Genomic DNA, 25,442 nt, shown 5'->3' with positions numbered 1-25,442 from the left:
AGCAGAAACTCCGCGACTACCTCAAGCGGGCGACCGTCGACCTGCGGGAGAGCCGTCAGCGTGTCCAGGAGCTGGAGGAGCGCGCACACGAGCCGATCGCGATCGTCGGCATGGCCTGCCGCCTGCCCGGTGGTGTCGCCTCCCCGGACGACCTGTGGGAGCTGCTGCGCGCCGAACGCGACGCGGTCGGCCCCTTCCCCGACGGCCGCGGCTGGGACCTGGAGAAGCTGTACCACCCGGACCCCGACCACCTCGGGACCTCGTACTGCCGCGAGGGCGGCTTCCTGTACGAGGCGGACCGGTTCGACGCCGAGTTCTTCGGCATCAGCCCCCGCGAGGCGGCGGCGATGGACCCCCAGCAGCGGCTGCTCCTGGAGACGGCGTGGGAAGCCGTCGAGCACGCGAACATCGACCCGACCTCACTGCGGGGCACCCGCACCGGGGTGTACGCGGGCGTCATGTACGACGACTACGGCTCCCGGACCCCGAAGGAGCCCGAGGACTTCGAGGGCTACCTGCTGACCGGCAGCGCCGGCAGCATCGCGTCGGGCCGGCTGTCCTACACCTTCGGCCTGGAGGGGCCGGCGGTGACGGTCGACACCGCGTGCTCGTCCTCGCTGGTCGCGCTGCACCTCGCGGCCCAGTCGCTGCGCCAGGGCGAATGCTCCATGGCGCTGGCCGGCGGTGTCACGGTGATGGCGACACCGGGCACGTTCGTGGAGTTCTCCCGGCAGCGCGGGCTGGCGCCGGACGGGCGCTGCAAGGCGTTCTCCTCCTCCGCGGACGGCACCGGCTGGGCCGAGGGCGTGGGCGTCCTGGTGCTGGAGCGGCTGTCGGACGCGCGGCGCGCCGGACACCGGGTGCTGGCGGTACTCCGCGGCTCCGCGGTGAACCAGGACGGTGCGAGCAGCCAGCTGACCGCGCCGAACGGGCCCGCGCAGGAGCGGGTCATCCGGGCCGCGCTCGCCGACGCGCGGCTGTCGGCGTCCGAGGTGGACGCGGTGGAGGCGCACGGTACGGGAACCCGGCTGGGTGACCCCATCGAGGCGCGGGCGCTGCTGTCCGCCTACGGCCGGGGCCGGGGGGACGACAACCCGTTGTGGCTCGGCTCGGTCAAGTCGAACATCGGTCACACCCAGGCCGCGGCGGGTGTCGCGGGCGTGATCAAGATGGTCATGGCGATGCGGGAGGGCGTCATGCCCTCCACCCTGCACGTGGACGAGCCGACCCCGGAGGCCGACTGGTCGGCGGGCACCGTGAGACTGCTGACGCAGGCTCAGTCGTGGCCCGAACTCGACCGCCCGCGCCGGACGGGCGTGTCGTCGTTCGGGATCAGCGGGACCAACGCCCACGTGATCCTCGAAGAGGCGCCGCACGACCTTGACGCCGTCGCACAGGAACCGGCGCAGGACCGGCCGTCCCGGCCGGCGCCCTGGCTGCTCTCCGCCAAGTCGGAGGCCGCGCTCCGGGCGCAGGCGGGCCGGCTGCTGGCCTGGCTCGCCGACCACCCGGAGGCCGAGGACGCCGACGTCGCCGCCGCACTGACCACCACGCGCGCCCAGCTGGGCCGGCGCGGCGCGGTGCTCGGCGCCGACCGGGCCGGTCTCCTCGCCGGCCTCACAGCCCTCGCCGCGGGCTCGGACTCCCCGCACATGGTGTCCGGCGCCGCCACCGCCGGCGATACGGCCTTCCTGTTCACCGGCCAGGGCGCGCAGCGCATCGGTATGGGCGAGGGGCTCGCTGCCGCGTTCCCCGTGTTCGCCGCCGCCCTCGACGAGGTGTGCGCGGAACTCGACGCCCTGCTGGGGGTATCGCTGCGCGAGGTCATGTCCGGCGGCACCGAGCACGCCGCCCCGCTGGACCGCACGGAATACACCCAGCCCGCGCTGTTCGCGTTCGAGGTGGCGCTGTACCGCCTCCTGGAGTCGTTCGGCGTGACCCCGGACGTGGTGGCCGGGCACTCGATCGGCGAGCTGGCCGCCGCCCATGTGGCCGGGGTGTGGTCGCTGCCGGACGCGTGCCGGCTCGTCGCCGCCCGAGGCCGGCTGATGGGGGCGCTGCCGGCCGGCGGCGCCATGCTGGCCGCCGCGGTGCCGGAGGCACGGGCACGGGAACTCCTCGCGGCCGGGACGGTGTCGCTGGCGGCCGTGAACGCACCCGAAGCGGTGGTGTTCTCGGGCGAGACGGCGGCGGTCCACACACTGGAGAACCGGCTGGCCGAAGAAGGAGTGAAGACCAAGCGGCTGACGGTCAGCCATGCCTTCCACTCGGCTCTGATGGAGCCGATGCTCGCCGAGTACGAGCAGATCGCCGGATCGGTCGAGTACCGGACGCCACGCATCGCTGTGTGCTCCACCGTGACCGGCGGCCCGGCCGGGCCCGAACTGCTGACGCCCCGGTACTGGGTGCGCCAGGTGCGCGAGGCCGTGCGGTTCGCGCCCGCGGTGCGCTCGCTCGCCGACGCGGGCGTGCGCCGGTTCGTCGAAGTGGGCCCGGACGCCGTCCTGACGGCGCTGACCCGTCAGGTACTCAGCGACGAGGAGGCCTCCCGCTCGCTGGTCACGGCGACGGCACGGCGCGGCGTCGACGAGGCCGGCCAGTTCCTCCGGCTGCTCGCCGCGGCACACTGCTCGGGGACCGTCATCGATTGGACCCCGCTGATACCGCAAGGACCGGCCCGCCAACTCGACCTGCCCGTCTACGCCTTCCAGCACCGCCGTTACTGGGTACAGCCCGACGACGACGCGCTCGGCGACCTGAGCCGCGCCGGCCTCCACGCGCTCGACCATCCGATGCTGCGCGTCGCGGCCCCGCTCGCCGGACGCGACGAATGGCTGTTCAGCGGCCGGCTCTCCACCACCGACCAGCCGTGGATCGCCGACCACACGGCCTTCGGAACGGTGCTGCTGCCCGGCACCGGATTCGTCGACCTCGCCCTGGCCGCGGGCCGCCGACTGGACCTGCCCGTCATGGACGAACTCGTCCTGGCGACACCACTGATCTTCGACGGCACCGCAGCCGTGGACGTGCAGCTCTCGGTGAGCGAGCCCGACCACACCGGCCGTCGGCGCCTGTCGGTCCACTCGCGTGCCGTCACCGACACCGAGCCGTCCCACCCGGGCGAACCGGAGTGGACGCTCCACGCCACCGGCGTCCTCGCCCCCGCCGACGGCGCGACACCGCAGTGGACCGGCTCCGACTGGCCGCCCGCCGACGGCACACCCGTCGACGGGGCCGGCCTGTACGACCGGCTGGCCGACCTGGGATTCGGCTACGGCCCGAGCTTCCAGGGCGTGCGCACGGCCTGGACCAGCGGTGACGAGGTCTTCACCGAAGTGGCCCTGGACGAGACGGCGGTGGGCCGGGCGGCGGGCTTCGCAGTGCATCCGGCGCTCCTGGACGCGGTCTTCCACGCCGCCATCGACGTACTCGCCGAGGACCTGCCCGAAGGAAGGCTGCCGCTTCCGTTCTCCTTCGGCGGCGTCCGCGTGTTCCGGCCCGGCGCCACCGCCGTCCGCGCCCGCGTCATCCGCTCGGGCCCCCAGAAGGTACGCATCGACGCCTGCGACGCCGACGGCGCCGCGGTGCTGTCGATCGACGCCGTACTCGCCCGCCCCGCCGACGCCGGCGCCCTCGCCGGTGCCCGCAGCCCGCTCTACGCCCTCGACTGGACGCCCGCGACGGCGCCCGCCGCGCCGGACCGGCAACTGGTCGCGCTGGGGCGGCCGGTCGCGGGCAGCGCCGAGACCTTCGAGGACGTCGCGGCGTTCGCGGCCGACGGCGCTCACACCGGCGCGGCCGTCGTCTGGTCGCCCCGGACGACACCGGCCGACGGCGACGACGTTCCCGCGGCCATCCGCGCCTCCGTGCACAGCGCCCTCGCGGTGCTGCGCGACTGGCTCACAGAACCGGCCTGCGCCGACTCGACACTGGTCGTGCTGACCCGCGACGGAGCAGGCCTGCCCGGCGAGACGCCCGACCCCGCGGCAGCAGCCGTCCGAGGCCTGGTACGCAGTGCGCAGTCGGAACACCCCGGCCGCATCGTGAACGTCGACCTCGACACCGACCCCGACGACATCGCGGACCTGCGTCAACGCGTCACCGCAGCGGCCGCCGCCGACGAACCACAGCTCGCGATCCGCGACGGCGTGACCCTGGCACCGAGGCTGGCCCGCGCGACCACCGGCGAACCGGCCACCGGACACTTCGGGGACGGCACGGTCCTGATCACCGGCGGCGCGGGCGGCCTGGGCGCCGTCACCGCACGGCACCTGATCACCCGGCACGGGGTGCGCAGCCTGCTGCTCGCCTCGCGCCGCGGCTCCGCCGCGCCGGGGGTCGAGGAGCTGGTCACCGAACTGACCGCGCTGGGCGCCGACGTACGCGTCGCCGCGTGCGACGTCGGCGAACGCGCCGAGGTCGCCACGCTGCTGGAATCCGTACCCGCGCACGCACCACTGACAGCCGTCGTGCACACCGCGGGCGTGTCCGACGACGGCACCATCGAAACCCTGACCGCCGAGCAGGTGGACCGGGTGCTCGCGCCGAAGACCGACGCCGCCTGGCATCTGCACGAGCTGACCCGCGACCTCGACCTGTCGGCGTTCGTGCTGTTCTCGTCCGCCGCGCCGCTGCTCGGCGGACAGGGCCAGGGCAACTACGCCGCCGCGAACGCGGCGATGGACGCGCTGGCCCAGGCGCGCCGCAGCGCCGGACTGCCCGCGCACTCGCTGGCCTGGGGGCTGTGGAAGCTCGGCATGGCCGAGGCGTTGAACGACGCGGGCGGCGAGAACATGGTGCGGCAGATCCGTACCCGGCTCGGCCTGTCCCCGATCGAGCCGGACACCGGCATGCACATGCTCGACAGCGCGCTGGCCTCCGATGAACCGATGCTCATGACCGCGCTGCTCGACACGCCCGCCCTCACCGCCCTGGGCCGGCTCGGCACCCTGCCCGCCGTCCTGCGCGGCCTGATCCACGTACCGTCGCGCGGCCGGACCGCCGACAGCCCGCTGCGCCAGCGGCTGCTCGACGCCCCCGCCGAGCAGTGGGAGACGCTGATCCGCGACGAGGTCCGCGCGATCGCCGCCGCGGTCCTCGGCCACGAGTCGGCCGACGCCATCGACCCCGGGACACCCTTCACCGAGCTGGGCTTCGACTCGCTCGGCGGAGTCGAGTTCCGCAACAAGGTGACCGCCGCCACCGGTGTCCAGCTCCCGTCGACGCTGGTGTTCGACTATCCGACCGCTTCCGCCGTCGCGGGATTCCTGCGCACCCGGGTCGACGGTTCGCAGCCTGCGCGACCGCGCCCCGCCGCGAGCCGTGCCAGGTCCGCCGCCGGAGCCGACGAACCGATCGCGATCGTCGGCATGAGCTGCCGGTACCCCGGCGGCGTCAAGAACCCCGACCAGCTCTGGGACCTGATCGACGGGCGCGTCGACGCGATCAGCCCGATCCCGGGAGACCGAGGCTGGGACGTGGACGACCTGTACGACACCGACCCCGGAAAACCGGGCAAGATCTATACCCGGGAAGGCGGATTCCTGCACGACGCGGGCGACTTCGACGCCGCCTTCTTCGGGATCGGCCCCCGCGAGGCCGCGGCGATGGACCCCCAGCAGCGGCTGCTGCTGGAAGCGTCCTGGGAAGCCCTCGAAGACGCCGGCATCGATCCGGCCTCACTGCGGGGCAGCGACACCGGGGTGTACGCGGGCGTCATGTACCAGGACTACGGCTACACGGCGCGCGAGGCCGCCGACGGCGCCGCGGAAGGCTACCTGGCGACCGGATCGGCCGGCAGCGTCGTCTCCGGCCGGGTGTCCTACGCCCTCGGTCTGGAAGGGCCCGCGGTGACGGTGGACACGGCGTGCTCCTCGTCGCTGGTGGCCCTCCACCTGGCGGTGCAGGCACTGCGCGCGGGGGAGTCGTCGATGGTCCTGGCCAGCGGGGTGACCGTCATGTCGACTCCGCTGCTGTTCCTGGAGTTCTCCCGGCAGCGGGCGCTGTCACCGGACGGGCGCTGCAAGGCGTTCGCGAGCGGTGCGGACGGGGTCTCGTGGGCCGAGGGCGTCGGCGTGCTCGCCCTGGAGCGGCTGTCCGACGCACAGCGCAACGGACGACCGGTCCTGGCCGTGATCCGGGGCAGCGCCATCAACCAGGACGGCGCGAGCAACGGCCTGACCGCCCCCAACGGCCCCTCCCAGGAGCGGGTGATCGCCCAGGCACTGGCCAACGCGGGCGTCGCCGCGACCGAGGTGGACGTGGTGGAGGCACACGGCACCGGCACCACGCTGGGCGACCCCATCGAGGCGCAGGCGCTGATCAACGCCTACGGACAGGAGCGCACCGAGCCACTGCGGATCGGATCGCTGAAGTCGAACATCGGGCACACCCAGGCGGCCGCCGGAGTCGGCGGCGTGATCAAGATGGTGCAGGCACTGCGGCACGAGGTGCTGCCGGCCACCCTGCACGTCGACGCACCGTCGCCGCACGTGGAGTGGGAGGCGGACGCGGTACGGATCCTGACCGACGCCGAACCGTGGCCGGCCGGGCAGCGCCCGCGCCGAGCCGGTGTGTCGTCGTTCGGGATCAGCGGAACCAACGCGCACGTGATCCTCGAAGAGGCACCCGTGGCCCCGCCGCGGCCGGTCGGCGCACCGGCCCCGGCGGCTGTGCCGCTGCTGCTGTCCGCGCGGACGCCCGCCGCACTGCGCGACCAGGCGCGCCGCCTGCACGACACCCTGAGCGAACGCCCCGAGCTCGACCTGACCGACGCCGCGACGACGCTGGCGCTGCACCGCGCCCAACTCGACGAGCGCGCCGCGGTCGTGGGCCAGGACCGGGAGTCGCTGCTGACGGCCCTGGCACGGCTGGCGGCCGGCGAGCCGGGACCTGGCACCGTGGACGGCGTCGGCCGCACAGGTACGACAGCGTTCCTGTTCACCGGCCAGGGCGCGCAGCGCACCGGGATGGGCGCCGGACTGTACCGGGAGTTCCCGGCTTTCGCGGCCGCGCTCGACGAGGTGTGCGCGGAATTCGACGCACACCTGGAGCAGGCGCTGCGGGACGTGATGTTCGGCGACAGCGGCGAGACCCTGCTCGATCGCACCGAGTACGCCCAGCCCGCGCTGTTCGCGTTCGAGGTGGCGCTGTACCGCCTCCTGGAGTCGTTCGGCGTGACACCGGACGTGGTGGCCGGGCACTCGATCGGCGAGCTGGCCGCCGCCCATGTGGCCGGGGTGTGGTCGCTGCCGGACGCGTGCCGGCTCGTCGCGGCCCGTGGCCGCCTGATGGGGGCGCTGCCGGCCGGCGGGAGCATGCTGGCCGCCGCGGTGCCGGAGGCACGGGCCGCGGAACTGCTGGCAGCGGTCAACACCGATCCGGCCGCAGAGGTCTCCCTGGCCGCGGTCAACGCCCCCGAGGCGGTGGTCTTCTCCGGGAACACCGACGCCGTATCGGCACTCCAGTCGTCGCTGGCCGCCGAGGGCGTCAGGACCAACATGCTGCGGGTGAGCCACGCGTTCCACTCCGCCCTGATGGATCCCATGCTGGCCGAGTTCGCGGAGACCGCCGCGGACCTCACGTACCACGAACCGTCCATCGCGCTGTGCTCCACGGTGTCCGGCGCCTTCGCCGACGCGTCCCTGGGCACGCCCGAGTACTGGGTACGGCAGGTGCGCGAGGCCGTGCGCTTCGCCCCGGCCGTACGCTCCCTCCTCCGGTCGGGCGTCGGCCTCTTCGTCGAGCTGGGCCCCGACGCGGTACTCACCACCATGACCCGCGCCACGCTCGCGACCGACCCCGCACAGCGCGCGACGGTGGTCGCGGGTGCCCGTCGCACGGTTGCCGAACCCGAGCAGCTGGTCACCGCGCTGGCGACGGCGCACTGCGCGGGCCGGCCGGTGCGCTGGGACGGCTACCTCGGAGCCCGGCCGCAGACACGGACCGCCCTGCCCACCTATCCCTTCCAGCACGAACGATTCTGGCTGCGGCCCGCGGAGACCGCCGCGCCGCTCGCCGGCACCGACACCGCGGGCCATCCGCTGCTGCACTCCCAGGTCCAGCTCGCCGGCACGGACCAGTGGCTGTTCACCGGCAGGCTCTCGCAGCGCACGCACCCATGGCTCACCGACCACACCGTCCTCGGCACGGTCGTGATGCCCGGCACCGGATTCGTGGAACTGGCCCTGGCCGCCGGTGCCCGGCTCGGCGTGCCGCGCCTGGCGGAACTGACGCTCGACGCGCCCCTGATCCTCCCCGACACCGGCGCGGACCTCCAGCTCGCCGTGGGCGAACCCGACACCGACGGACACCGGACCCTGACGGTCCACGCCCGCGTCGCCGACACCTGGGTGCCGCACGCCCGTGGCCTGCTCACCCCCGCCACACCGGCCGCGGCACCGGGCTGGCCCCAGGTGTGGCCGCCGGTCGCGGGCGAACGGGCCGACGGGGCAGAGGTGTACCGCGTGCTCGGTGACCTCGGCTTCGGCTACGGCCCGGCGTTCCGGCGGGTCCGCGCCGCCTGGTCGTACGGGGAAGAGGTCTTCGCAGACCTGGCGCTCGACACCGGCACCGCGGGGAGCGCCGACTTCGGACTGCACCCGGCGCTGCTGGACGCGGTGCTCCACGCGGCCGTCGGCCCCCTCACCGAGGGCGGGCCCGACGGCCGGGCACCCCTTCCCTTCGCCTTCGACGGCGTACAGCTGGCACGGTCCGGCGCGGACGCCCTGCGCGTCCGTATCGCCCGCACCGCGCCCGACACCTTCCGGGTGGACGCCGTCGACGAGACCGGCGCCCCGGTACTGAGCGTGGAGTCGGTCCGGGTCCGCCCGGTCGAGCGGTCGGTGCTGGCCCGGCTGCAGGGCGCGGCACCACTGTTCGACCTCGAATGGGTCACCGTGCCCGCCGCCCCGGAGGCGGACGCCCAGCGCATCGCCGTACTCGGCGATCCCGCGGCCGTCGAAGCCCCCGAGCCCCTCACCGGCTGCGCCGACCTCGCCGAACTCGCCGCGCTGCGCGACGTTCCCGGCACGGTGGTGTGGCAGGCACCCCGCGAAACCGCGGCCGGCGCGGCGGACGTACACGCCGGTGTGCTGACGACGCTCGCCCTCCTGCAGAGCTGGACCGGCGCCGAACACCCCGGCCGGCTCGTGATCGTGACACGGCTGGCCGCCGGACTGCCCGGCGAGGAACCCGATCTGGTCGGGGCAGCCGTGGCCGGTCTGGTGCGCAGCGCACAGTCGGAGTACCCGGGCCGGTTCCAGCTCATCGACCACGACGGCGACGCCCTGCCGATCACGTCGCTCGCCGACGCCGTGGCCCAGGACGAACCGCACCTGGCCGTTCGCGAGGGCCGGCTCCTGGCACCGCGCCTGATGCCGCTTCCCGCGGCCGGACCGGGCGTGCCCCCGGCATTCGACCGGGGCACGGTCCTCATCACCGGCGGCACCGGAGGCATCGGCGCGATCGTCGCCCGGCACCTGGTCGCGGAACACGGCGCACAGCACCTGCTGCTGGCGTCCCGGCGCGGTCCGGCCGCGGACGGCGCCGCCGAACTGACCGCCGAACTGGCCGCTCTCGGCGCCCACGTCGAGATCGTGGAGTGCGACGTCACCGAACGCGCTTCCGTCCAGGCCCTGCTGGCCGGAATCGGCACCGATGCCCCGCTCACCGCTGTCATCCACACGGCGGGCGTCCTGGACGACGGCACGCTCGACACCCTCACCACCGCACAGACGACGCGGGTACTGGCACCGAAGATCGATGCGGCACTGCACCTGCACGAGCTGACCCGCGACCTCGATCTGTCGGCGTTCGTGCTGTTCTCGTCCGCCGCGCCGCTGCTCGGCGGACAGGGCCAGGGCAACTACGCCGCCGCGAACAGCGCGCTGGACGCGCTGGCGCGTGTACGGCGCGGCGCGGGCCTGCCCGCGCACTCACTGGCCTGGGGGCTGTGGACCGTCGGCATGGCGGGGGCGCTCGGCGGGGAAGGCGGCGAGCAGTACACCCGCCGGATCCGGACCAGGCTGGGCCTGGTCCCGATCGACCCCGAGCCCGGCATGGCCCTGTTCGACAACGCACTCGCGACGGACCGCGCGACACCGATGACCGCCCTGCTGGACACGGCGGCGCTCACCGAACTGGCGCGCGGCGGCACCCTGCCCGCGACACTGCGCGGCATGATCCGGGTCCCGGACGCCGCCGCGCGTACCGACGTCGGCCTGGCGCGGCAATGGGCCGCACTGCCCGACGCGGAGCGCGACGGTGCGATCCTGCGGGAGGTGCGCAACGTCGCGGCGGCGGTCCTCGGCCACCGGTCCGGCGGGGCGATCGACCCGCACGCACTGTTCACCGAGCTCGGATTCGACTCCCTCGGTGCCGTCGAATTCCGTAACCGGCTCTCTCAAATCACTTCAATGGAGCTGCCGTTGACGCTGATCTTCGATCACCCGACCGCCGCCGACGTGGCGAAGCTCGTGCGATCGCGGATCGAGGAACCCGACACAGAGGTGGTCGAGCAGGAACCGGCCGGCGTGCGCGGCACGCTCACGGACCTGGTGACGGCGGCACACCGCAGAGGCGAACTGGCAGCGGTGATGCCCCTGCTGACCGCGAGCTCCGCCCTGATGACCACGTACACCGCGGGCGAGGCCGCCGCACGGCGCCCGGCCGCCGCGCAGCTCCTGGCGCGCGGCGCAGCGGGACCGGCACTGATCTGCGTCCCGTCGTTCATGGTCGGATCGGGCCCGCACCAGTTCACCCGCCTGGCCCGTGAACTGGGCGGCGAGCGACAGGTCAACGCGCTGTGGCTGCCCGGACTGCGCACCGGCGAGGACCTCCCCGCGACCTGGGAGGCGGCGATCGAGAGCCTCGCCGCGGCCGTCGCCCCGGAACTCGAACGGGGCCCGGTGGCACTCATCGGCCATTCGGCAGGTGGAGCGGTCGCCCATGCGGTCGCCCGGCGGATCGAAAGCGGCGGCGGAAAGCTCGCCGGCCTCGCGATGATCGACACCTACGCCCCGGACGAGCACGAAGCGACCCGCCGCATCCTCATCGACGCGCTGGGGCAGATCCTGTCCCGGGACAACGCGCTGACCCCCCTCGACGACCACGGTCTGGTCTCCATGGGCGGCTACGTGCGGATATACCCCGAGCGCGAGACCGAGCGGATCGCCGCTCCGACACTGAACCTGCGGGCCACCGTGAAGCTGACCAGCTTCGCCGGATCCGACCCCGTCCCCGACTGGCAACACCGTGGACCGGCCGAGTACATCGAGGCCGACCACTTCTCGATCATCGAGGACCGGGCGGCAGAGACCGCCGCCCACCTCCGGCAGTGGCTCGATTCACTCGACGGCTATTCCAACCAGCATTCCGATATACGGAGCAGCTGAATGCGTGACACGTAAATGCGGTAGGCCGTCCCGGACCCAACCGTAGGGGCATAGCCCCAACAAGTAAGTCAAGACTTACCTTTAGAGAGCTTCGTCCGTATGGTGTGGCTCGAATCAAAGGAGCTTCTTGTTGTTGAAAAGGAATGATTCTGCTGTGCGCGCGGTCGAATCGGAGCAGGATTATGTGTCCTCGTTGTACGAGCTGCTCACCGAGCGGCTTTCCGAGGCGCGAGCGGACAGAGCGAGTGTGCTGAAGGCCCCTGCCGACAGCGCCGGTGAGGCCTACGACAGGGAAATCGCCGCCGAACGTCTGGCCAAGGAAATCGGCCGGCTCGAAGGCGCGGAAAAAGGGCTGGTCTTCGGACGCATCGACTGGACGGACGGCACCGCCCTGCGCATCGGACGGATCGGACTCCACACGGAGGAGGACGACCTTCCGCTGCTCGTGGACTGGCGCGCGAACGCGGCGCGGCCCTTCTACGAGGCGACACCGGTCCACCCGATGGACCTGCGGCGCCGCAGGCACCTGCGCCTCGACGACCGCACCGTCGTCTCGGTGAGCGACGAACTGCTGGACGGGACCGACCCGACCCACGACGACGTCGTGGGGGACGGCCCGCTGACCGAGGCCCTGTCGGCCAGGCGCACGGGCAAGATGCACGCCGCCGTCGCGACGCTCCAGGCCGAGCAGGACGAGATCGTCCGCTCCCGCCACCGGGGGGTGACCGTGGTCCAGGGCGGCCCCGGCACCGGCAAGACGGTCGTCGCCCTGCACCGGGCGGCCTACGTCCTGTACGCGTTTCCGCGCGCCGCGGAGGAGGGCGTCCTGGTGGTGGGCCCGAACGCCCGGTTCCTCGACTACATCTCCCAGGTCCTGCCCTCGCTGGGAGAGAACGACGTGGTCCTGGCGACCTGTCAGGAACTGGCCGGAGTGTTCACGGAGGCGGCGGACCCCTTCGACACGGCACGTCTCAAGGGCGCTTCCGGCCTCGCCGACGCGCTGGCCGGCCTGCTCCGCGTCCACCAGGCCCCCACCGGTGACTTCACCGTGCGGGTCGGCCAGGAAGTGGTCCACCTGTCCGAGAAGGAGGTGGCCACGGCACGCGACGCGGCCGTGGCGGCCGTACCGGGGCACAACCCCGCGCGCCAGGTGTTCAAGGAGCTCCTGGCCGATGCCGTCACCGAGGCGATGCAGCGGGACATGGGCGACATCCTGGAGCAGATCGACGCCGATACCGAGAAGATGACGGGCCTGAACCTCGACCGGTTCACCGGAGCCGCCCAGCGCCGTACCGAAGGCGCGGCCGACCCGGATCCCGCCCACGAGCTGGACCTGGACGCCATCCGGGCCGACCTGCTCGACGACGCAGGCGTCGACCGCGCGGTCGAGGCCCTGTGGCCGAGGCTCCTGCCGGGCGGCCTCGTCGAAGAGCTCCTGACGGACGCCGACACGCTCGCCGAGCACCTGTCCGGCCTGACGGCGGAGGAACGGTCCCTCCTGTTGCGAGGCCCTGACGACCCGTGGACCGGCGCCGACGTCCCGCTGCTGGACGAGGCGGCGAGCCTGGTCGAGGGCCCCCCGGAGCGGACGTACGGGCACGTGGTCGTCGACGAGGCGCAGGAACTGACCGCCATGCAGTGGCGGATGATCGTCCGCCGCTGTCCGGCGAGGGCGATGACGCTGGTGGGCGACTTCGCCCAGGCAGGCCCGGTCGCGACAGCACGCGACTGGACGGAAGCGCTGAGCCCCCACGTCGGACCGAGGTTCAAACTGCACAACCTCACCGTCAGCTACCGCACCACGCAGGAGATCCTGGAGAGCGTCCGGGACCTGCTCACACGAATCGCCCCGGACCAGAAGCCCACCCGGTCACTGCGGAGCGGCGAGAGCCCCCGCACCGTGACCACACCCCAGGACGAGTCGGTCACCGCCGTCCTCCAGGAACTGCGCGCACAGAGCGCCGCGCACCCCGACGAGCTCCTGGGGGTGATCTGCGCGGACACCAGGGTCGGCGAGCTGACGGCCCGGGGCATCGTGCACCAGGCACGCGTCGTGCCGGCGTCCGAAGCACGCGGCCTGGAGTTCGACGGGGTCGTCGTCCTGAACCCCGAGGAAATCATCACGGCCCGCCCCGGCGGGGAGAGAGACCTCTACGTAGCCCTGACCCGGGCCACCAAAAGGCTCTGCACCATTACCGCCCAGCCCGCCTGACGACTCCGCGCCCCCGTCGTTCACGAGGGCGCACCCAGCGGTCACAGCAGCCGGTCGACGAGCCCATCTACATAGTCAGGGGTGAGTTCCATGCCGAACAGGACGCGGATGTACATCGGGGCGAGGACGTGGTCCAGCACGTCGAGCGCGGCGGGCGTCTTCTCGCCGCGCTCGACGGCGCGGTCGAGCATGGACTGCAACTGCCGGGTGCGCTCGTCGCGCAGGCTGTCACGCGCCTGCCGGCTCAGCCGGCCCTGCTGGTCGGTGCCGGTGAGGGCGACGGCGAGGCGCACCAGTGCCAGACCGTCGGGTCCGGTGATCTCGCGGGCGACGTTGGCCGCGTAGGCGTGCAGGTCACCGGCGAGGCTCCCGGTGTCGGGCATGGGTGACTGCGCGTTGAGGCGGGCGAGGACCACCTCGGAGAGGAGATCCTCCAAGCTGCCCCACCGGCGGTAGATGCTGCTGTCGGCCACACCCGCGCGCGCTGCGACCTCTCCGACGGTGAAGTGGCCGTAGCCGCGCTCACCGATCAGAGCGGTCACCGCCTGATGCACCTGTGCGCCGACGCGGGCGCTGCGCCCGCCGGGCCGTCGGGTTCGCTGTCGTTCATCCATGCTTCCACCTTAACGCAGTCGTGACTTGCGTTTAAGGGTAGCCCTCCGTATAGTCTGCTAACGCAGCTACTGACTGCCTTAAAGCGTCCACAGGCTGACCACGCCGGTCGTGGCCGGGCGCAATCGACGATTGAGAGGAATCCCCATGGCTGCATCGCCTGCGACAGTAGGCAGCCGCCCCAACCGGGCCGTGCTGCTCGCGGTGACCTGCCTGGGCCAGTTCATGGTCCTACTCGACAACACGATCGTCGGAGCAGCGCTGCCCGACATGCAGCACCGGCTCCACACGGAACTGACCGGCCTGCAATGGATCGTCGACGCCTACGTACTCCTCGTCGCCATGCTGCTCCTGACCGCCGGCGTCTTCGCCGACCGGTTCGGCCGCAAGCGGGTGTACCTGACCGGCGTGGCGGTGTTCACCGCCGCATCACTGGTCTGTGCCCTCGCACCCTCGGTCAGCTGGCTGATCACCGGCCGGGTACTGCAGGGCATCGGAGCCGCGGCACTCGCCCCCGCCTCGCTCGCCCTCCTCGTCGCCGCCTACCCCGTACCGCAGGAGCGCGTCAAGGCGATCGGACTGTGGGCCGGACTCAGCGGAATCGGCCTCGCCGCAGGCCCCGTGGCCGGCGGCGTACTGACCCAGGCCTTCGGCTGGCCCGCCATCTTTCTCGTCAACCTGCCCTTCGGCGTGGCCCTTCTCGTGGTCGGCCTGCGCCACCTCGACGAGTCCCGCAACCCGAAGACCCCCGCGATCGACATCCCCGGCGCGGCACTGTCCGTCCTCGCCGTGGGCGTGATGACCTACGGCCTGATCGAGGGCGGTGCCCGCGGCTGGACGTCACCGGAGATCCTTGCCTGCTTCGCCGCCGCAGTGATCTTCCTCGCCGCCTTCATCACCGTCGAAGCCCGCCGCGTCGCGCCCATGCTGTCCCTGCGGCTGTTCAAGCAGCGCCTGTTCACCGTGTCCAACACCGCCATGGTCGTGGTCGGGTTCGCCATCATGGGCTCCTCGTTCTTCTTCTCCCAGTTCTTCGTCTACGTCCAGGGCAGCTCGATCATGCGTGCCGGCCTGCAGACCCTGCCCCAGTCCCTCGCCATGGTCGTCGTCAGCCCGTACGCAGGGCGGCTCGCCGCCCGATACGGCTTCCGCGTCGTGGTCACCACCGGCCTCGCCCTGGCCGGCCTGGGACTGATCGCACTCGGCACCGTCCACGCCGACACCGGATACGAGAACGTGTGGTGGCGCCTGGCAATCGCCGGCGCCGGATTCGCCCTGGCCATGTCCCCGCTCACGGGAGCCGCCATCCAGGCGGTCAGCCCGCAGGAAGGCGGCCTGGCATCCGGCGTCAGCAGCACCACCCGGCAGATCGGTGGCGTTTTCGGCGTCGCGGTACTCGGAGCCATCGTCCGCTCCCGCGAATCCGGCGGCGCCACCTTCGAGTCCGGCCTCAACAGCGCCTTCCTCGCCGCCGGCATCGTCACCCTGATCACCGCCGTCTTCACCGGACTGTGGCTGACGAAGCCCAAGCCCGCGGAAGACCCCGCAGAACCGCTGCACTCCACCGACCCGGAACCGGTCCCCGCTCTGAACGACGTACCCGTGGCCAGCCACTGACGCCGCCCCCGGCCACAACCGGGGTGCTGGCCGAACGCCCGACCCCGCCCCGCCTCGACCCGCCCCCCAACGGGTCGGGGCGGGGCGGTATTCGTTCGACCTCTATTTCTCGTGATCGCCGGCTTCGCTCAAACGCTCGCGCCGGAATCCGATTCAGGGTCCGGGGCGTTTTCAGGGCACTATCCCGGCCTGCCGGCCCACAGGTCTACGGCAGCGATGAGGCAGCCCACAACCAACGGCACCACCCGTGAACAGATCCCCCCCTGCGTCCCCGTTCCGGCCGAATCGGCCTTGCCCCTCTGGTCCGTCGCGGTATGACATGAGATCCACGCACGATGGCCGACAGAGGAGTATCTGGGTATGCGTACGATGCTGCTCGTCGTACTGGCGGCGCTCGCCGGGGCCGCCTGGTACTGGAGCAGATACCCCGGAAAATGGTTCTTCGCCCTCAGCACCACGTACGCGGACGAGCGGGCAGCGCTCAGGAGCCGCCGACGGGACCTGCGCACGGTGAACAAGGAGGCCGGCCAGGCCGAAAGAACCGCCCAGCAGAAAGCCGACCGGGAAGAAGCCGAATACCGGCAGGACATCCGGGCACTGGAGAAGGAAATCGCAGGTCTGCAGAGCCCAGGACCCGGACAGCGCGTGAAGGGACCGGTCGGCGACATCACCGTGTACGAGCACGAGGTGAGGATGACCGGCCAGACCCCGGCCGTGATCCCGCTCGCGGGCCTGAAGGCCGTGTTCAGATCCGATCCCACCTACATGATCGACCTGACGGAGCCCGGCGGCCGCACCCACCGGGCGAAGTACCCCCGCCGCCGCGACCCGGACGACGAGAACGCCCCGTTCCTCTGTCGCTGGACCGTGACGAGGCCACGGCCCTGCGCCCCACCGGCAGGAGCCCCCCACTCCCCTCCCCGCACGCGCCCCTCGGAAAAGTCCAGCAGCGGCCCGGAGGGGCGGGCGTCCAGCCGGTGCGCCGCGGTCGACGGACTGCCCGGCACCGGCCCCTGGGTCGCTCGGCCGGTGCGCGGGCCAACGGGCCCCGGTCGCTCAGGTTCCGCCGGGTTTGCCCGTCGAGACCAGCAGGAGGACGGACGAGCCCGGTGCCACCGATTCTGCGCCGCCCCGAGGCTGACTGCTGATCACCTGCCCGGCGGGAGCGTTCCAGTCCGTGTGCCGCATGATCGTGCAGCTCAGTCCGAGTCCGCGCAGCAGGCTTCCGGCCTGTTCGACCGGCATGCCGGCCAGGTCCGGCAGCGTGATGCCCGCTCCCGCGGTCTGCTCCTGCTCCTGTCTCGGAGTCGCATCGGCGCTTCCGCTCTTGGGGGTGCCGGTGGCGAGCGGGGTGCACGCCCCGTTCGCCGGTGGGGACAGGGACGGGGAGGCGCCGGGCACGGGCGGCACGGGCTTCAGCGCGAAGAACCCCACCGTGGCGCACGCCAGCACGCAGCACGCCGCAGCGGTGCCGAGGAGCGCCCGGCGGGGGCGGCTGCGGCTGACGGCTCGCTCGATCGCGGCCGCATCGACGACCGGCGCCGTCGGCCCGTCGGCGAAGGAGGCCACTGCGGCACGCAGCTCGGCTTCGAGGCCCGGCTCGAATGGGGCCGGTCCGGACGACGTGTTCCTCACTTCGTACCTCCGAAAGCGGCCGACGGCGTGTGCGGCGCCTGGGCGCCCGATACGGAATCGCGCAGCTTGGCCAGGCCGCGGGCGAGCTGGGACCTCACCGCACTCGAAGAGATGTCCAGGACGTCGGCGACCTGCCGGGCGTCCAGATCGTGCAGGTAGTACAGGACCACCACGCTGCGCATGCCCATCGGCAGCCCGAGCAGTGCCTCGATCAGTTCCGCGCGCAGATCCACCTGCCCGAACCGGTCCCGGGGGTCGGCCGTCTCGGGCACCCCCGACAGCCCGGGGCGCTCGCCCCGGCGCGACAGCCGCCGCCAGCGGTCGTTGGCCAGGTTGACCAGCACTTTGCGCACGTACGCCTCCGGCGAGTCCGCCACCGCGACCTTCCGCCACTGTCGGCACGCCCGCTCCAGCGTCTCCTGCACCAGATCCTCGGCCACGTGCACGTCACCGGTCAGCGCATACGCGGTGCGGAACAACGCTCCCGACCGCTGTGCGACGAACTCCGTGAATCCGATGCCCGGACCACTCCTGCGAAACCTCACCCGCCGACCTCCTCTCCTCGTCCCGTCCCGATCACTGCCCCCATGACGGCGAAACGGGGCCGGGTGCTGCACCGAGCCGCCGGCAGTGACGTGAATCACAGCCGGGACGGAAGGGTGTCCCAGGACCTCGCGCCGCTGCCGCCCGTGGGCGGAGCATGGGCTGGCTGTTGTCCAGGTCGGCAAGGACGGCCGCCAGCCGTTGTGCGGGGTCGCCAGTCGTCGACCGTCTGAGGGAGGCCGTCGTCCAGGACGATGCGGATGGTCTGCCCTTCTCCGTCGACGCCGGTGAGTTCGGCCACGATCCGGTTGTAGGCGGTCATAGCCAGTGCCCGGTCCGCTACCAGCGGCGTGGCGGGTCTCCCACAGCTTGATCAGCAGGCCGATGTCCAGTGCCCCTGCCCGGAGACTGATCGAGAGGCGACCTGCGTCCCAAGGCCCCGCTCCGCTGTCAGTCCAGCAGGTTGAATTCGAGGTCGACGATGACCCGCGCGATGTGGTCAGGGTGTTCGTCGAGAAAGCGGCGCAGGTCGTCCCAGAACGGCCATCCGTCGAATGAGTCGTGGTCGTAGAGCTTGAGCGCGCCGCGGGGGTCGTCCTCGTCCGGTTCGCGTTCCAGGTAGGCGTACCCGAGGCGGTCCAGTTCCTCCATGGTCCTGCTGATCTCGCTCTGGGACCGGCGGGTGCGCCGGGACACCTCGGCGATGCCGAGTACGGCGTCGGCCTGGACGAGGAAGGAGAGGAGGCTGCTGGCCGGCCGGGTCAGCTCGGCGAGCTTGTCTGCGATGGTGTTGACCATTGCGACGTCGTCGTGCTTCTCCTCGGGCGTGAGCTTGTCGACCCCGATGGAGGCGTGGAGTGCGTCGAGGGTGGTGGCGTAGTGCACGGTCGCGGCCTTCGTGTGGTCGGTGCGACCGGAGGAAGCGGTTCGTGCGTCGGTTCCCTACTGGTACAACACCGAACGCCCGCACCGGATGCTGGCGGGCGCACCCCGCTCCAGGCGTGGAACGAGGACACCACACACCCGTCCGGCGCATCCCCGCCGACCAGCTGCACCACCTCATGCTCGCCTCCGCCGAGCGCACCATCGAGAAGGACGGCATCAACTTCCGCTCCCTGTCCTACGTCGCCCCCGAGCTCCACGGCCGCACCCGCATCGACACCGAGGTCATCGACAACGCCCTCACCCTCCTCGGCAGCGGCGTGTATGCCTGACACGGCCCGCGCGGTCCCCGCGGTCCTCAACCACGACCTGCCGCCGGGGCTCCGCCTGATCGTGGTCGCCAACTCCGGCGACGACCACGCATGGTGCGCCGCCTGGCCGCCGTCGAAGGCCCCGGCCGCCTCGTCGTCCGCCCCACCCCCGGTGGCCGCGTCAGCGACCTCGCACTCGACATCCTCACCGCCACCGGCCGCAGTGTTGGGCGACACGAAAATGTCAGTGGTTGGCGACACGTCGTGTGTCAGAGCTGGTCTCGTCGCAGTTGTGCATACGTCCGCTCGCCGTGCGCGTCCGTGATGTCGATGGTGATGCTCTCCCACTCTTCAACGGGTTCCTCCGCGACTACCCCCAGCTGGTACTCGGACTCCCCCAGCAGCTGCGCAGTCACTCGAACGCCGGTGAGGCGCTCCGCAAGGGCCATGACCGCCGCCTTCGTGTCGACGCTCGGATCCGTGTCCCCTGAGGAGTTGAGGCCGACTGCCCCCATCATGGCGTTCAGTTCATCGGGGGTGTTGCCAGAGCGGTCCGCCGGCCATTCGAAGGTGGTCCGCAGCTCGCCGTCCTCATACCAGTGGAAGAAGTCCATGGGCTTCCCCCCGTTGCTCGAATGCGAGACAGCGCGCGTCCCGGCGGACAATGCCTCCATGAGGCGCGGGCGTGTGCCCAGATCGCCTCCGAACTCCAGGGCGAGCGTCCACTCGCCGCCCTCGCCCGGTACCGTGAACGCTCCCGTAAGGAAGGCATCGGGCCACTCCTCGGACTCGTCGAGAAACTTCTGCTGCTCGAAGATGAGATTGCCGAGCCCCTCGCACTCCTCATCGCGCGGCTCGGCCCCCACGATCCGGAACAACTCCGAAGGCGAGATCCCACGCACCAGTGTCAGGGTGTACCCGACCTCCAGCCCGTAGGCGAAGGGAGAGGCCGGGGAACGTATCCAGCTGTAATCGGCTGCGGTAGCGGAAGTCATGCAGCGCATCCTGTCAGCGCCGTCTGACACTGGGTGCGTGTCGGACGCAGAGTAGATGTCAGTACGGCGCAGAGTTGTCAGCAGGGCATGGTCTGGGCGACGCGCCAAAGGCGGCAGAGCCGGTCGCCTTCCAACGGGAAGTTCTCGACCGCCGACGGCCCGGCGTCGCTCGCGACGCACTGACCCTGATCACCGCACTCGCGCACGCCGAAAGTCCCCTGACCGCCGACGGCATCGCGCTCGCCCTGTCCTGGTCCGGGCCCCGCCTCGACCTTGCGCTCGACCACGCGCGGACCCACCCCGACACCGGCGGAGTGCTCGTCCTGCGGCACGTTCCGGCCGACGGGTACACGGCCACTGCGCGCCTCGACGTCCTACGTCCCGATCAGTTCGTGGCGCCCACGCCACGCCGCCCACCAGGCTGGCCCCGGACCGGATCACCGAAGAGCAGGGGGCGCGGGCATGACGACGGTAGGCAACGCGGTGGCGGGCGACGACGACGTCCAGGCGGTCCGCCGGTGGGTACGGCTTCCCCTCGGGCCCCCGAGCTGGGAGTCGTACTGCGACGCGGAGTTCGGCATCAGCCGCGCCCAGGCGTACCGGCTCCTCGACGTCGCCCGCGCACTCGCCGCGATCCACGGTGCCGTCGCAGCCGGCCCCGAGCTGTCTCGCACGCGAGACACCGACCCGGGCGCCGCGGCCGCGCTCGACTACGGCCTGTCCCAACGCGCCCTGATCGACGTCTCAGCCGCACCGGGGATGTCTCGGAGCTGATCACCCGCCGACTCGCCACACTCGCCCACAGCGGCCTGACGGCCCTCGACACCGCCACGGTGCGCGCCGTGGTCCGCCAGGCCGTCCGCACCGCACCGCACCGCCTCCGCCGCCCGCCGATCCGCCGGCGGACCCGACCGTCGCCGCACTGCGCCGCGTCGTCGACGACCTCGCCGCCAGCACCCACGCGATTGGGGAGCTGATGCTCGAAGTCGCCCCGGCCTACATCTCCGACATCGAGGCCGCCGACATCCTGGCGCTGCTGTGCGACCAGATCGGCGAGCCCCTCGAACATGGACTCGCGGCCCGCCGCTACGCGATGTCCGGCGACCGCCGCGCCCTGTCCGACACCGTCCTGTAGCCCGACGCTTCCGGCTGCTCCTGGCCGTGCTGCTCACCGTGTCGTGCGGCGGGCTGCTGCTCGATGGGCAGCACAGGGGGTGGCCGTGATCGGTGGGGTGCTGCCCGTGGTCCTGGTGGTGGTCGTCGGGTTGCAGCACGGTGGTGAGCCGGATGCAGCGCAGCATTTGCCTGGGCCAGGCGGCACACGGGTGCTGCACGGGTAGCAGGCCAGCCCCGGCCGTGCAGCACGGCCAGCTGCTGCACGCGCTCGGGCACGCTGCTACCGGCCGAAACCTGCTGCTTGCTGCCCCTGCTAGCTGCGGCTTTCCCCTCCAGAGGAACGATGTACGCGCTCGCCGGAATAGGCGCTGCTTGTTCTAGAGGACCAGAACAAGACGGTTCCCCTAGTGATACCGATCCCGACGCCGCGCTCGCCTCCCGGGACCGCTTACGGGCCTGTGGGCGTGCGAACGGCGCCGCACCCTGGGGTGACGGCGCCGTGGCGTCGGGAAGGCCCCGCAGGGGCACCGGGTCGGTGGTGACCTGGCGGCGGGCCCAAATGGTGCTGTTGTCCGCGCAGGGGATGCCGGTGACGAGGATCGCCGAGGTGCCTTTCACCAGCGACGACCGCGTCCGGGACGTGATCCACAACTTATCCGAAGTACTCCGGCGGCCGGCCGAAGACGTTCGCGCTGCCCGAGCGCCGCGAGATCAAGAAGATCGTCAAGTCCAAGCGGACTTCCTGGTCGCCGAAGGGTGGTCGACGACATCAGCCACGAGGGCCTGCGCATCCTGCTCCGCGAGGAAGGCGTCACTTTTCAACGCCTGAAGACGTGGAAGACCTCCCGCGATCCGGACTACGCGGCCAAGAAGGCCCGCGTCGAGCACCTCTACGCGATCGCCGACGGCGAGGACGTCGCCGCGACGGTGACCACCGATTTCCTCAAGCGGCCGACGATCGCGGCGAAAGTGCCCGGGCAGGCGAGGGTCCGGGGGGGGGGGGGGGGGAGTTCACCCGCGACGACTGAGGGTGTCCTTTGGAGGGGAACGGCGTATCGCTCCGGGACGGGCGCGGTGCTGCACCAGGTATGCAGCGCCGCGCCGCCGGGGTCAGCGGACGCGTTTGAGGCGGGTCGGGCTGGTGATGGGGGTGACGTTGCTCTTGGCCTTCGCCTTGGCCTTGCGGGCTTTCTCGTCCAGGTGGAGTTGGAAGCGGCGGTCGTACTCGTCTTCGAAGTCGCCGACGTCCAGCCGCAACGTTGAAGACCCTGCTGATGTGGGGGCGGCTGTAACCGAGGTCCGCGGACACGTCCTCGTGGGCGGCTTCGGTCAGCCTGCCTGGCTTCTGGGGACCCATCAGGTGGAACAGCACCACGCCCGTCACGGAATTCGGCGTCGTACGGCGGCTCCTTCTTGGACCCCATGAATTCCAACTTCCGCTGCAGTCAGGGGCTGCACGCTATGAGGGGATGGTCACATCCCATACATCAGCCTGTCGTCGGAGGCAGCGGCTGGGTGTCATGTCCTCTCCGTTAGCAGGTCGTGGGGCCCGCGGAGACAGTCTCGCAAGTCGGCGCCATGTCTTTGGAGCGCCTTCCGGTGGTGTGCGGGCCAGCCTTCTGCGGCACTTCAGAGGAACTCGCGGTCCACGAGGTGATGCAAGAGCCGCTCGACGGTTTAAACAGCAAGTTCAGCCGACGGCGTGGAGGGAACCGCGCCTCTTGGTGTCCGCGGCCTTTTTGGCAGCGGCGACAACCGCCCGCTTCTTGCGTTGCTCGGCGAGTTGGTCCTGATACGCGGCCACTGCCCGGTGGTAGTCGGCCACGTACGTCTTGCTGTCCAACCGATCTGCCCTGTGCATCGCCCTGACGGCCTCCAGAGCGTCATCGGGGGAGTTGTAGCCGGCCAGCATCGGGTTGATCTGGTAGACGCCGTTGCGCACCTTCTTCACGAGCTTGGCCAGTTCCAGCTCCCGCAGTGCGGCGTTCACGCTGGGCCGGCTGAGTCCGAGCAGCTCACCCAGAGTGGCCTGGTCCACCTCGATGCGGCCTCCGGCCTCGCTGCGTGCCCGGAGCTTCAGGAGTGCCCGATAGGCAGCAATCGGCAGGTCCAGGTCGGCAAGAAGGCCGTCGGCGTTCGTTGCCGACCACTTCAAGGTACTCACTGGGCTGACCCCTCCTCCGGGCGCTGCGCACGAGCCAGTCGGCGTGCAGCACGTTCCTCGGCCCGCTTCTTCCGTAGGTCCTCGATGGCCTCGCGCATGTGCTCCAAAGACGGGAACCGCACCAGATCCGGCAGGCCCTCGTCTTTGCGGATCCTCGCGATCGTCTCGTCCTGTTCGACCTGCACATACCCAGACTCGACCAACTCCGTGCCCGGGATGAACTCCGCTACACGGTACGAGTAAGGCGGGTTGAACTGGTAGATGCCACGGCGCACCTTAAACACGATCCCATGGCTCATGATCTCCTGGAGCGCTTCGTTGGTCTTCCCGCGATGCACGTCCAAGACCGTCGCCATCTCCTCCTGCGTCAGCTGGATCCGCCCGCCGGCCTTCTGACAGGCGATCATTAGCAGGATCAGCCGCAGCGGCAGTGCCTCCCGAAAGTACTGCGCGATCAGGAAGAAGAACTCCAGCGAATCCATGGAGAACGCCTTGGGTCGTTCTGGAGTGTCGTAGAACTCCATCGGCTTGCGCTCACTGCTGAGCGACAGCTTCCGACGAGGGTAGCGGCGCGCAACCGAGTCCAGGTCCTCGACAGCCTCGACCGGCTTGGACCACGCCTGGATCTGGTCATCAACCAGGGGCAGCTCCGCACGGCGCGGCGCGCCCCTCGATGCGGGACGGCGCTGCTGCGGCTCGGGTGTCACGCTGCTCTCCAATTCGCTGATTCTGGACAACAGCAGTATGTCAGCGAGACCGACACACATGTCGGTCTCGCTGACGTTCCGGCGTGTTGTGTCCCCTCAGGGGCAACAGATCTCTCCCGCCTCGACGGCCAGCAGAGCGTCCAGCTGAGCCCTCGCAAAAATGTCGGCCTCACTGACTTTTCATGCAGAAAACTGTCGGCCTAGTCGACCTTTCACCCCCGATCCGTCTCCTCAGGAGGTACACACCGAGAGCGATGTGTACCTCCTGAGTGGACAGATCGAGCGCAGAGCATGCCCCTGAACTGGGGTTTCTTCAACATTTGTAAGTATTAGGTGGCTGAGGCCGACGCCAACCCTCCGCTACGGAACCCACAGCAGTGGTTGCGCCAGCCCTGAGGCAAGCCGCAGTCGGCCGGCCTCAGGCGTCGCGCGGCTATTCGCCGCACAGTCGTTCAATGGGTGGCTTCGCGTGCGACATGTTGACTGTGTGCGGATCATGGGCGGTGGTAGTGGTTCTGAGTCTCGCGTTGGCTCGGACCGTGACGCTTAAAAGCATGGAGGGGCGTGGCTAGTGCGGGTGGGCGGTTCCGCCGCCCGGCCCTGGGGGCCGTTCGGCTTCGGTACCTCCGTGCGCTGAGTTCCAGCGCACGCATATCTGAGGTTCCTTTCGTTGGTTGAGCAACTTATGGCGGCGCGATTCTGGATGCTCAGGAGTTTTTGGGCCGAACGGGGGGGAGGCAGCCAAGACTCAATTTCTACACAGTAAGTATCAGTGATGCATAATCCTGATTACTCGCCCGCGCTCCCGGATCATGCATCACCGGATGCATCCCACGAATATGGCTTAAGCGTGCGTACTGACCGGGTATTTCATCAGCTCGACCAGACAATCTTGAGGAACTATAGAGGGGTCAGGGTGGAGCGCAGCGGAACCCGTCACTACGTCGAGGCCGGCATCCAACCCAGCCGACACCCCATCACCCCCACAACAAGGAAAGGACAGAAACCCCAAACCCCACACACCACACCCGATCCACCCTCCACACCACAGCCAGCCTAGGTGTCCTCGCTTGCGAGGACACCATCCAATTCGCGCTTGCGCGAATTGGATTCCCTTCGGGAATTCCGCAAGCGGAATTCGGTTTCCGCGCTTGCGCGGGAACCCGCCTTGCGCTTGCGCAAGGCGGGCCGCTCTGCAGCGGCTTGCCGCTGCAGTACCCTGTCTCGTATAAACATCTCAGATGCCACGAGGAGT

Annotated in this window: 13 protein-coding genes and 2 pseudogenes; 7 read left to right on the top strand and 8 right to left on the bottom strand. The window is 70.8% G+C overall.

Annotation, left to right across the window (positions count from 1 at the left end):
• Positions 1-29: 29 nt before the first annotated feature.
• Positions 30-11,393, top strand: a pseudogene (locus ACFVQ0_RS34630) (SDR family NAD(P)-dependent oxidoreductase); the annotation flags it as partial.
• Positions 11,394-11,577: 184 nt separating this feature from the next.
• Entirely contained in the window at positions 11,578-13,605 is a 2,028-nt protein-coding gene (locus ACFVQ0_RS34625) for a HelD family protein (protein ID WP_390093191.1), read from the top strand.
• A 41-nt stretch (positions 13,606-13,646) separates the two neighbouring features.
• Here the strand turns inward: ACFVQ0_RS34625 and ACFVQ0_RS34620 are convergent, their stop codons facing one another.
• Complete coding sequence (locus ACFVQ0_RS34620; protein WP_390093146.1) at positions 13,647-14,219, bottom strand: TetR/AcrR family transcriptional regulator; 573 nt, start codon at positions 14,217-14,219, stop codon at positions 13,647-13,649.
• Positions 14,220-14,364: 145 nt separating this feature from the next.
• Here ACFVQ0_RS34620 and ACFVQ0_RS34615 point away from each other — a divergent pair, with 145 nt between their 5' ends.
• Positions 14,365-15,834, top strand: coding sequence for an MFS transporter (locus ACFVQ0_RS34615; RefSeq protein ID WP_390093145.1), 1,470 nt, complete (start codon positions 14,365-14,367; stop codon positions 15,832-15,834).
• Positions 15,835-16,890: 1,056 nt separating this feature from the next.
• Here the strand turns inward: ACFVQ0_RS34615 and ACFVQ0_RS34610 are convergent.
• From ACFVQ0_RS34610 to ACFVQ0_RS34600, 3 genes are all read right to left on the bottom strand, one after another.
• Positions 16,891-17,469, bottom strand: a complete 579-nt coding sequence (locus ACFVQ0_RS34610) for a PASTA domain-containing protein (RefSeq protein ID WP_390093144.1) — start codon at positions 17,467-17,469, stop codon at positions 16,891-16,893.
• On the bottom strand, positions 17,466-17,987 hold the full coding sequence (locus tag ACFVQ0_RS34605; RefSeq protein WP_073785247.1) for a SigE family RNA polymerase sigma factor: 522 nt from the start codon (positions 17,985-17,987) through the stop codon (positions 17,466-17,468). Before ACFVQ0_RS34605 ends, ACFVQ0_RS34610 begins: the two co-directional genes overlap by 4 nt.
• Before the next feature lie 475 nt (positions 17,988-18,462).
• A complete protein-coding gene (locus tag ACFVQ0_RS34600; RefSeq protein WP_390093143.1) occupies positions 18,463-18,897 on the bottom strand; it encodes a MarR family transcriptional regulator in 435 nt (144 codons plus the stop codon).
• Positions 18,898-19,013: 116 nt separating this feature from the next.
• Between ACFVQ0_RS34600 and ACFVQ0_RS34595 the strand changes: the two genes are divergently transcribed.
• A complete protein-coding gene (locus ACFVQ0_RS34595) occupies positions 19,014-19,226 on the top strand; it encodes a Mu transposase C-terminal domain-containing protein (RefSeq protein WP_390093142.1) in 213 nt (70 codons plus the stop codon).
• 248 nt (positions 19,227-19,474) lie between these two features.
• Here ACFVQ0_RS34595 and ACFVQ0_RS34590 read toward each other — a convergent pair whose 3' ends face one another.
• Both ACFVQ0_RS34590 and ACFVQ0_RS34585 read right to left on the bottom strand, forming a co-directional pair.
• Positions 19,475-20,200 (bottom strand): DUF6461 domain-containing protein, encoded by a 726-nt coding sequence (locus tag ACFVQ0_RS34590; protein ID WP_390093141.1) that lies wholly within the window; start codon positions 20,198-20,200, stop codon positions 19,475-19,477.
• 77 nt (positions 20,201-20,277) lie between these two features.
• The gene (locus ACFVQ0_RS34585; RefSeq protein WP_390093140.1) at positions 20,278-20,487 is read right to left on the bottom strand and encodes a hypothetical protein; all 210 of its coding nucleotides are present in this window, start codon (positions 20,485-20,487) and stop codon (positions 20,278-20,280) included.
• 175 nt (positions 20,488-20,662) lie between these two features.
• Here ACFVQ0_RS34585 and ACFVQ0_RS34580 point away from each other — a divergent pair, with 175 nt between their 5' ends.
• The 3 genes and pseudogenes from ACFVQ0_RS34580 to ACFVQ0_RS34570 all read left to right on the top strand — a co-directional run.
• On the top strand, positions 20,663-20,974 hold the full coding sequence (locus tag ACFVQ0_RS34580) for a hypothetical protein (RefSeq protein ID WP_390093139.1): 312 nt from the start codon (positions 20,663-20,665) through the stop codon (positions 20,972-20,974).
• Between the two features lie 202 nt (positions 20,975-21,176).
• Complete coding sequence (locus tag ACFVQ0_RS34575; protein ID WP_390093138.1) at positions 21,177-21,335, top strand: hypothetical protein; 159 nt, start codon at positions 21,177-21,179, stop codon at positions 21,333-21,335.
• A 498-nt stretch (positions 21,336-21,833) separates the two neighbouring features.
• Positions 21,834-22,309 (top strand): annotated as a pseudogene (locus ACFVQ0_RS34570) (hypothetical protein); the annotation flags it as partial.
• Between the two features lie 697 nt (positions 22,310-23,006).
• On the opposite strand, the gene ACFVQ0_RS34565 reads toward ACFVQ0_RS34570, so the two are convergent.
• Together ACFVQ0_RS34565 and ACFVQ0_RS34560 are read right to left on the bottom strand one after the other, a co-directional pair.
• Positions 23,007-23,480: a helix-turn-helix domain-containing protein gene (locus ACFVQ0_RS34565; protein ID WP_390093137.1), complete on the bottom strand. Its 474-nt coding sequence runs from the start codon at positions 23,478-23,480 to the stop codon at positions 23,007-23,009.
• Positions 23,477-24,199: a hypothetical protein gene (locus ACFVQ0_RS34560; RefSeq protein ID WP_390093136.1), complete on the bottom strand. Its 723-nt coding sequence runs from the start codon at positions 24,197-24,199 to the stop codon at positions 23,477-23,479. Before ACFVQ0_RS34560 ends, ACFVQ0_RS34565 begins: the two co-directional genes overlap by 4 nt.
• Positions 24,200-25,442 lie beyond the last annotated feature (1,243 nt).

Source organism: Streptomyces sp. NPDC057900 (assembly GCF_042887885.1).
GTDB lineage: Bacteria > Actinomycetota > Actinomycetes > Streptomycetales > Streptomycetaceae > Streptomyces.
The sequence above is the reverse complement of the archived record's forward strand: the minus strand, read 5'-3'. Positions and strand labels throughout refer to the sequence as shown.

Coding starts and splice junctions, on each gene's coding strand:
- ACFVQ0_RS34620 (WP_390093146.1), bottom strand. CDS start 14,219: ATGGATGAACGACAGCGAACCCGACGGCCCGGCGGGCGCAGCGCCCGC.
- ACFVQ0_RS34590 (WP_390093141.1), bottom strand. CDS start 20,200: ATGACTTCCGCTACCGCAGCCGATTACAGCTGGATACGTTCCCCGGCC.
- ACFVQ0_RS34580 (WP_390093139.1), top strand. CDS start 20,663: ATGACGACGGTAGGCAACGCGGTGGCGGGCGACGACGACGTCCAGGCG.
- ACFVQ0_RS34575 (WP_390093138.1), top strand. CDS start 21,177: ATGCTCGAAGTCGCCCCGGCCTACATCTCCGACATCGAGGCCGCCGAC.
- ACFVQ0_RS34615 (WP_390093145.1), top strand. CDS start 14,365: ATGGCTGCATCGCCTGCGACAGTAGGCAGCCGCCCCAACCGGGCCGTG.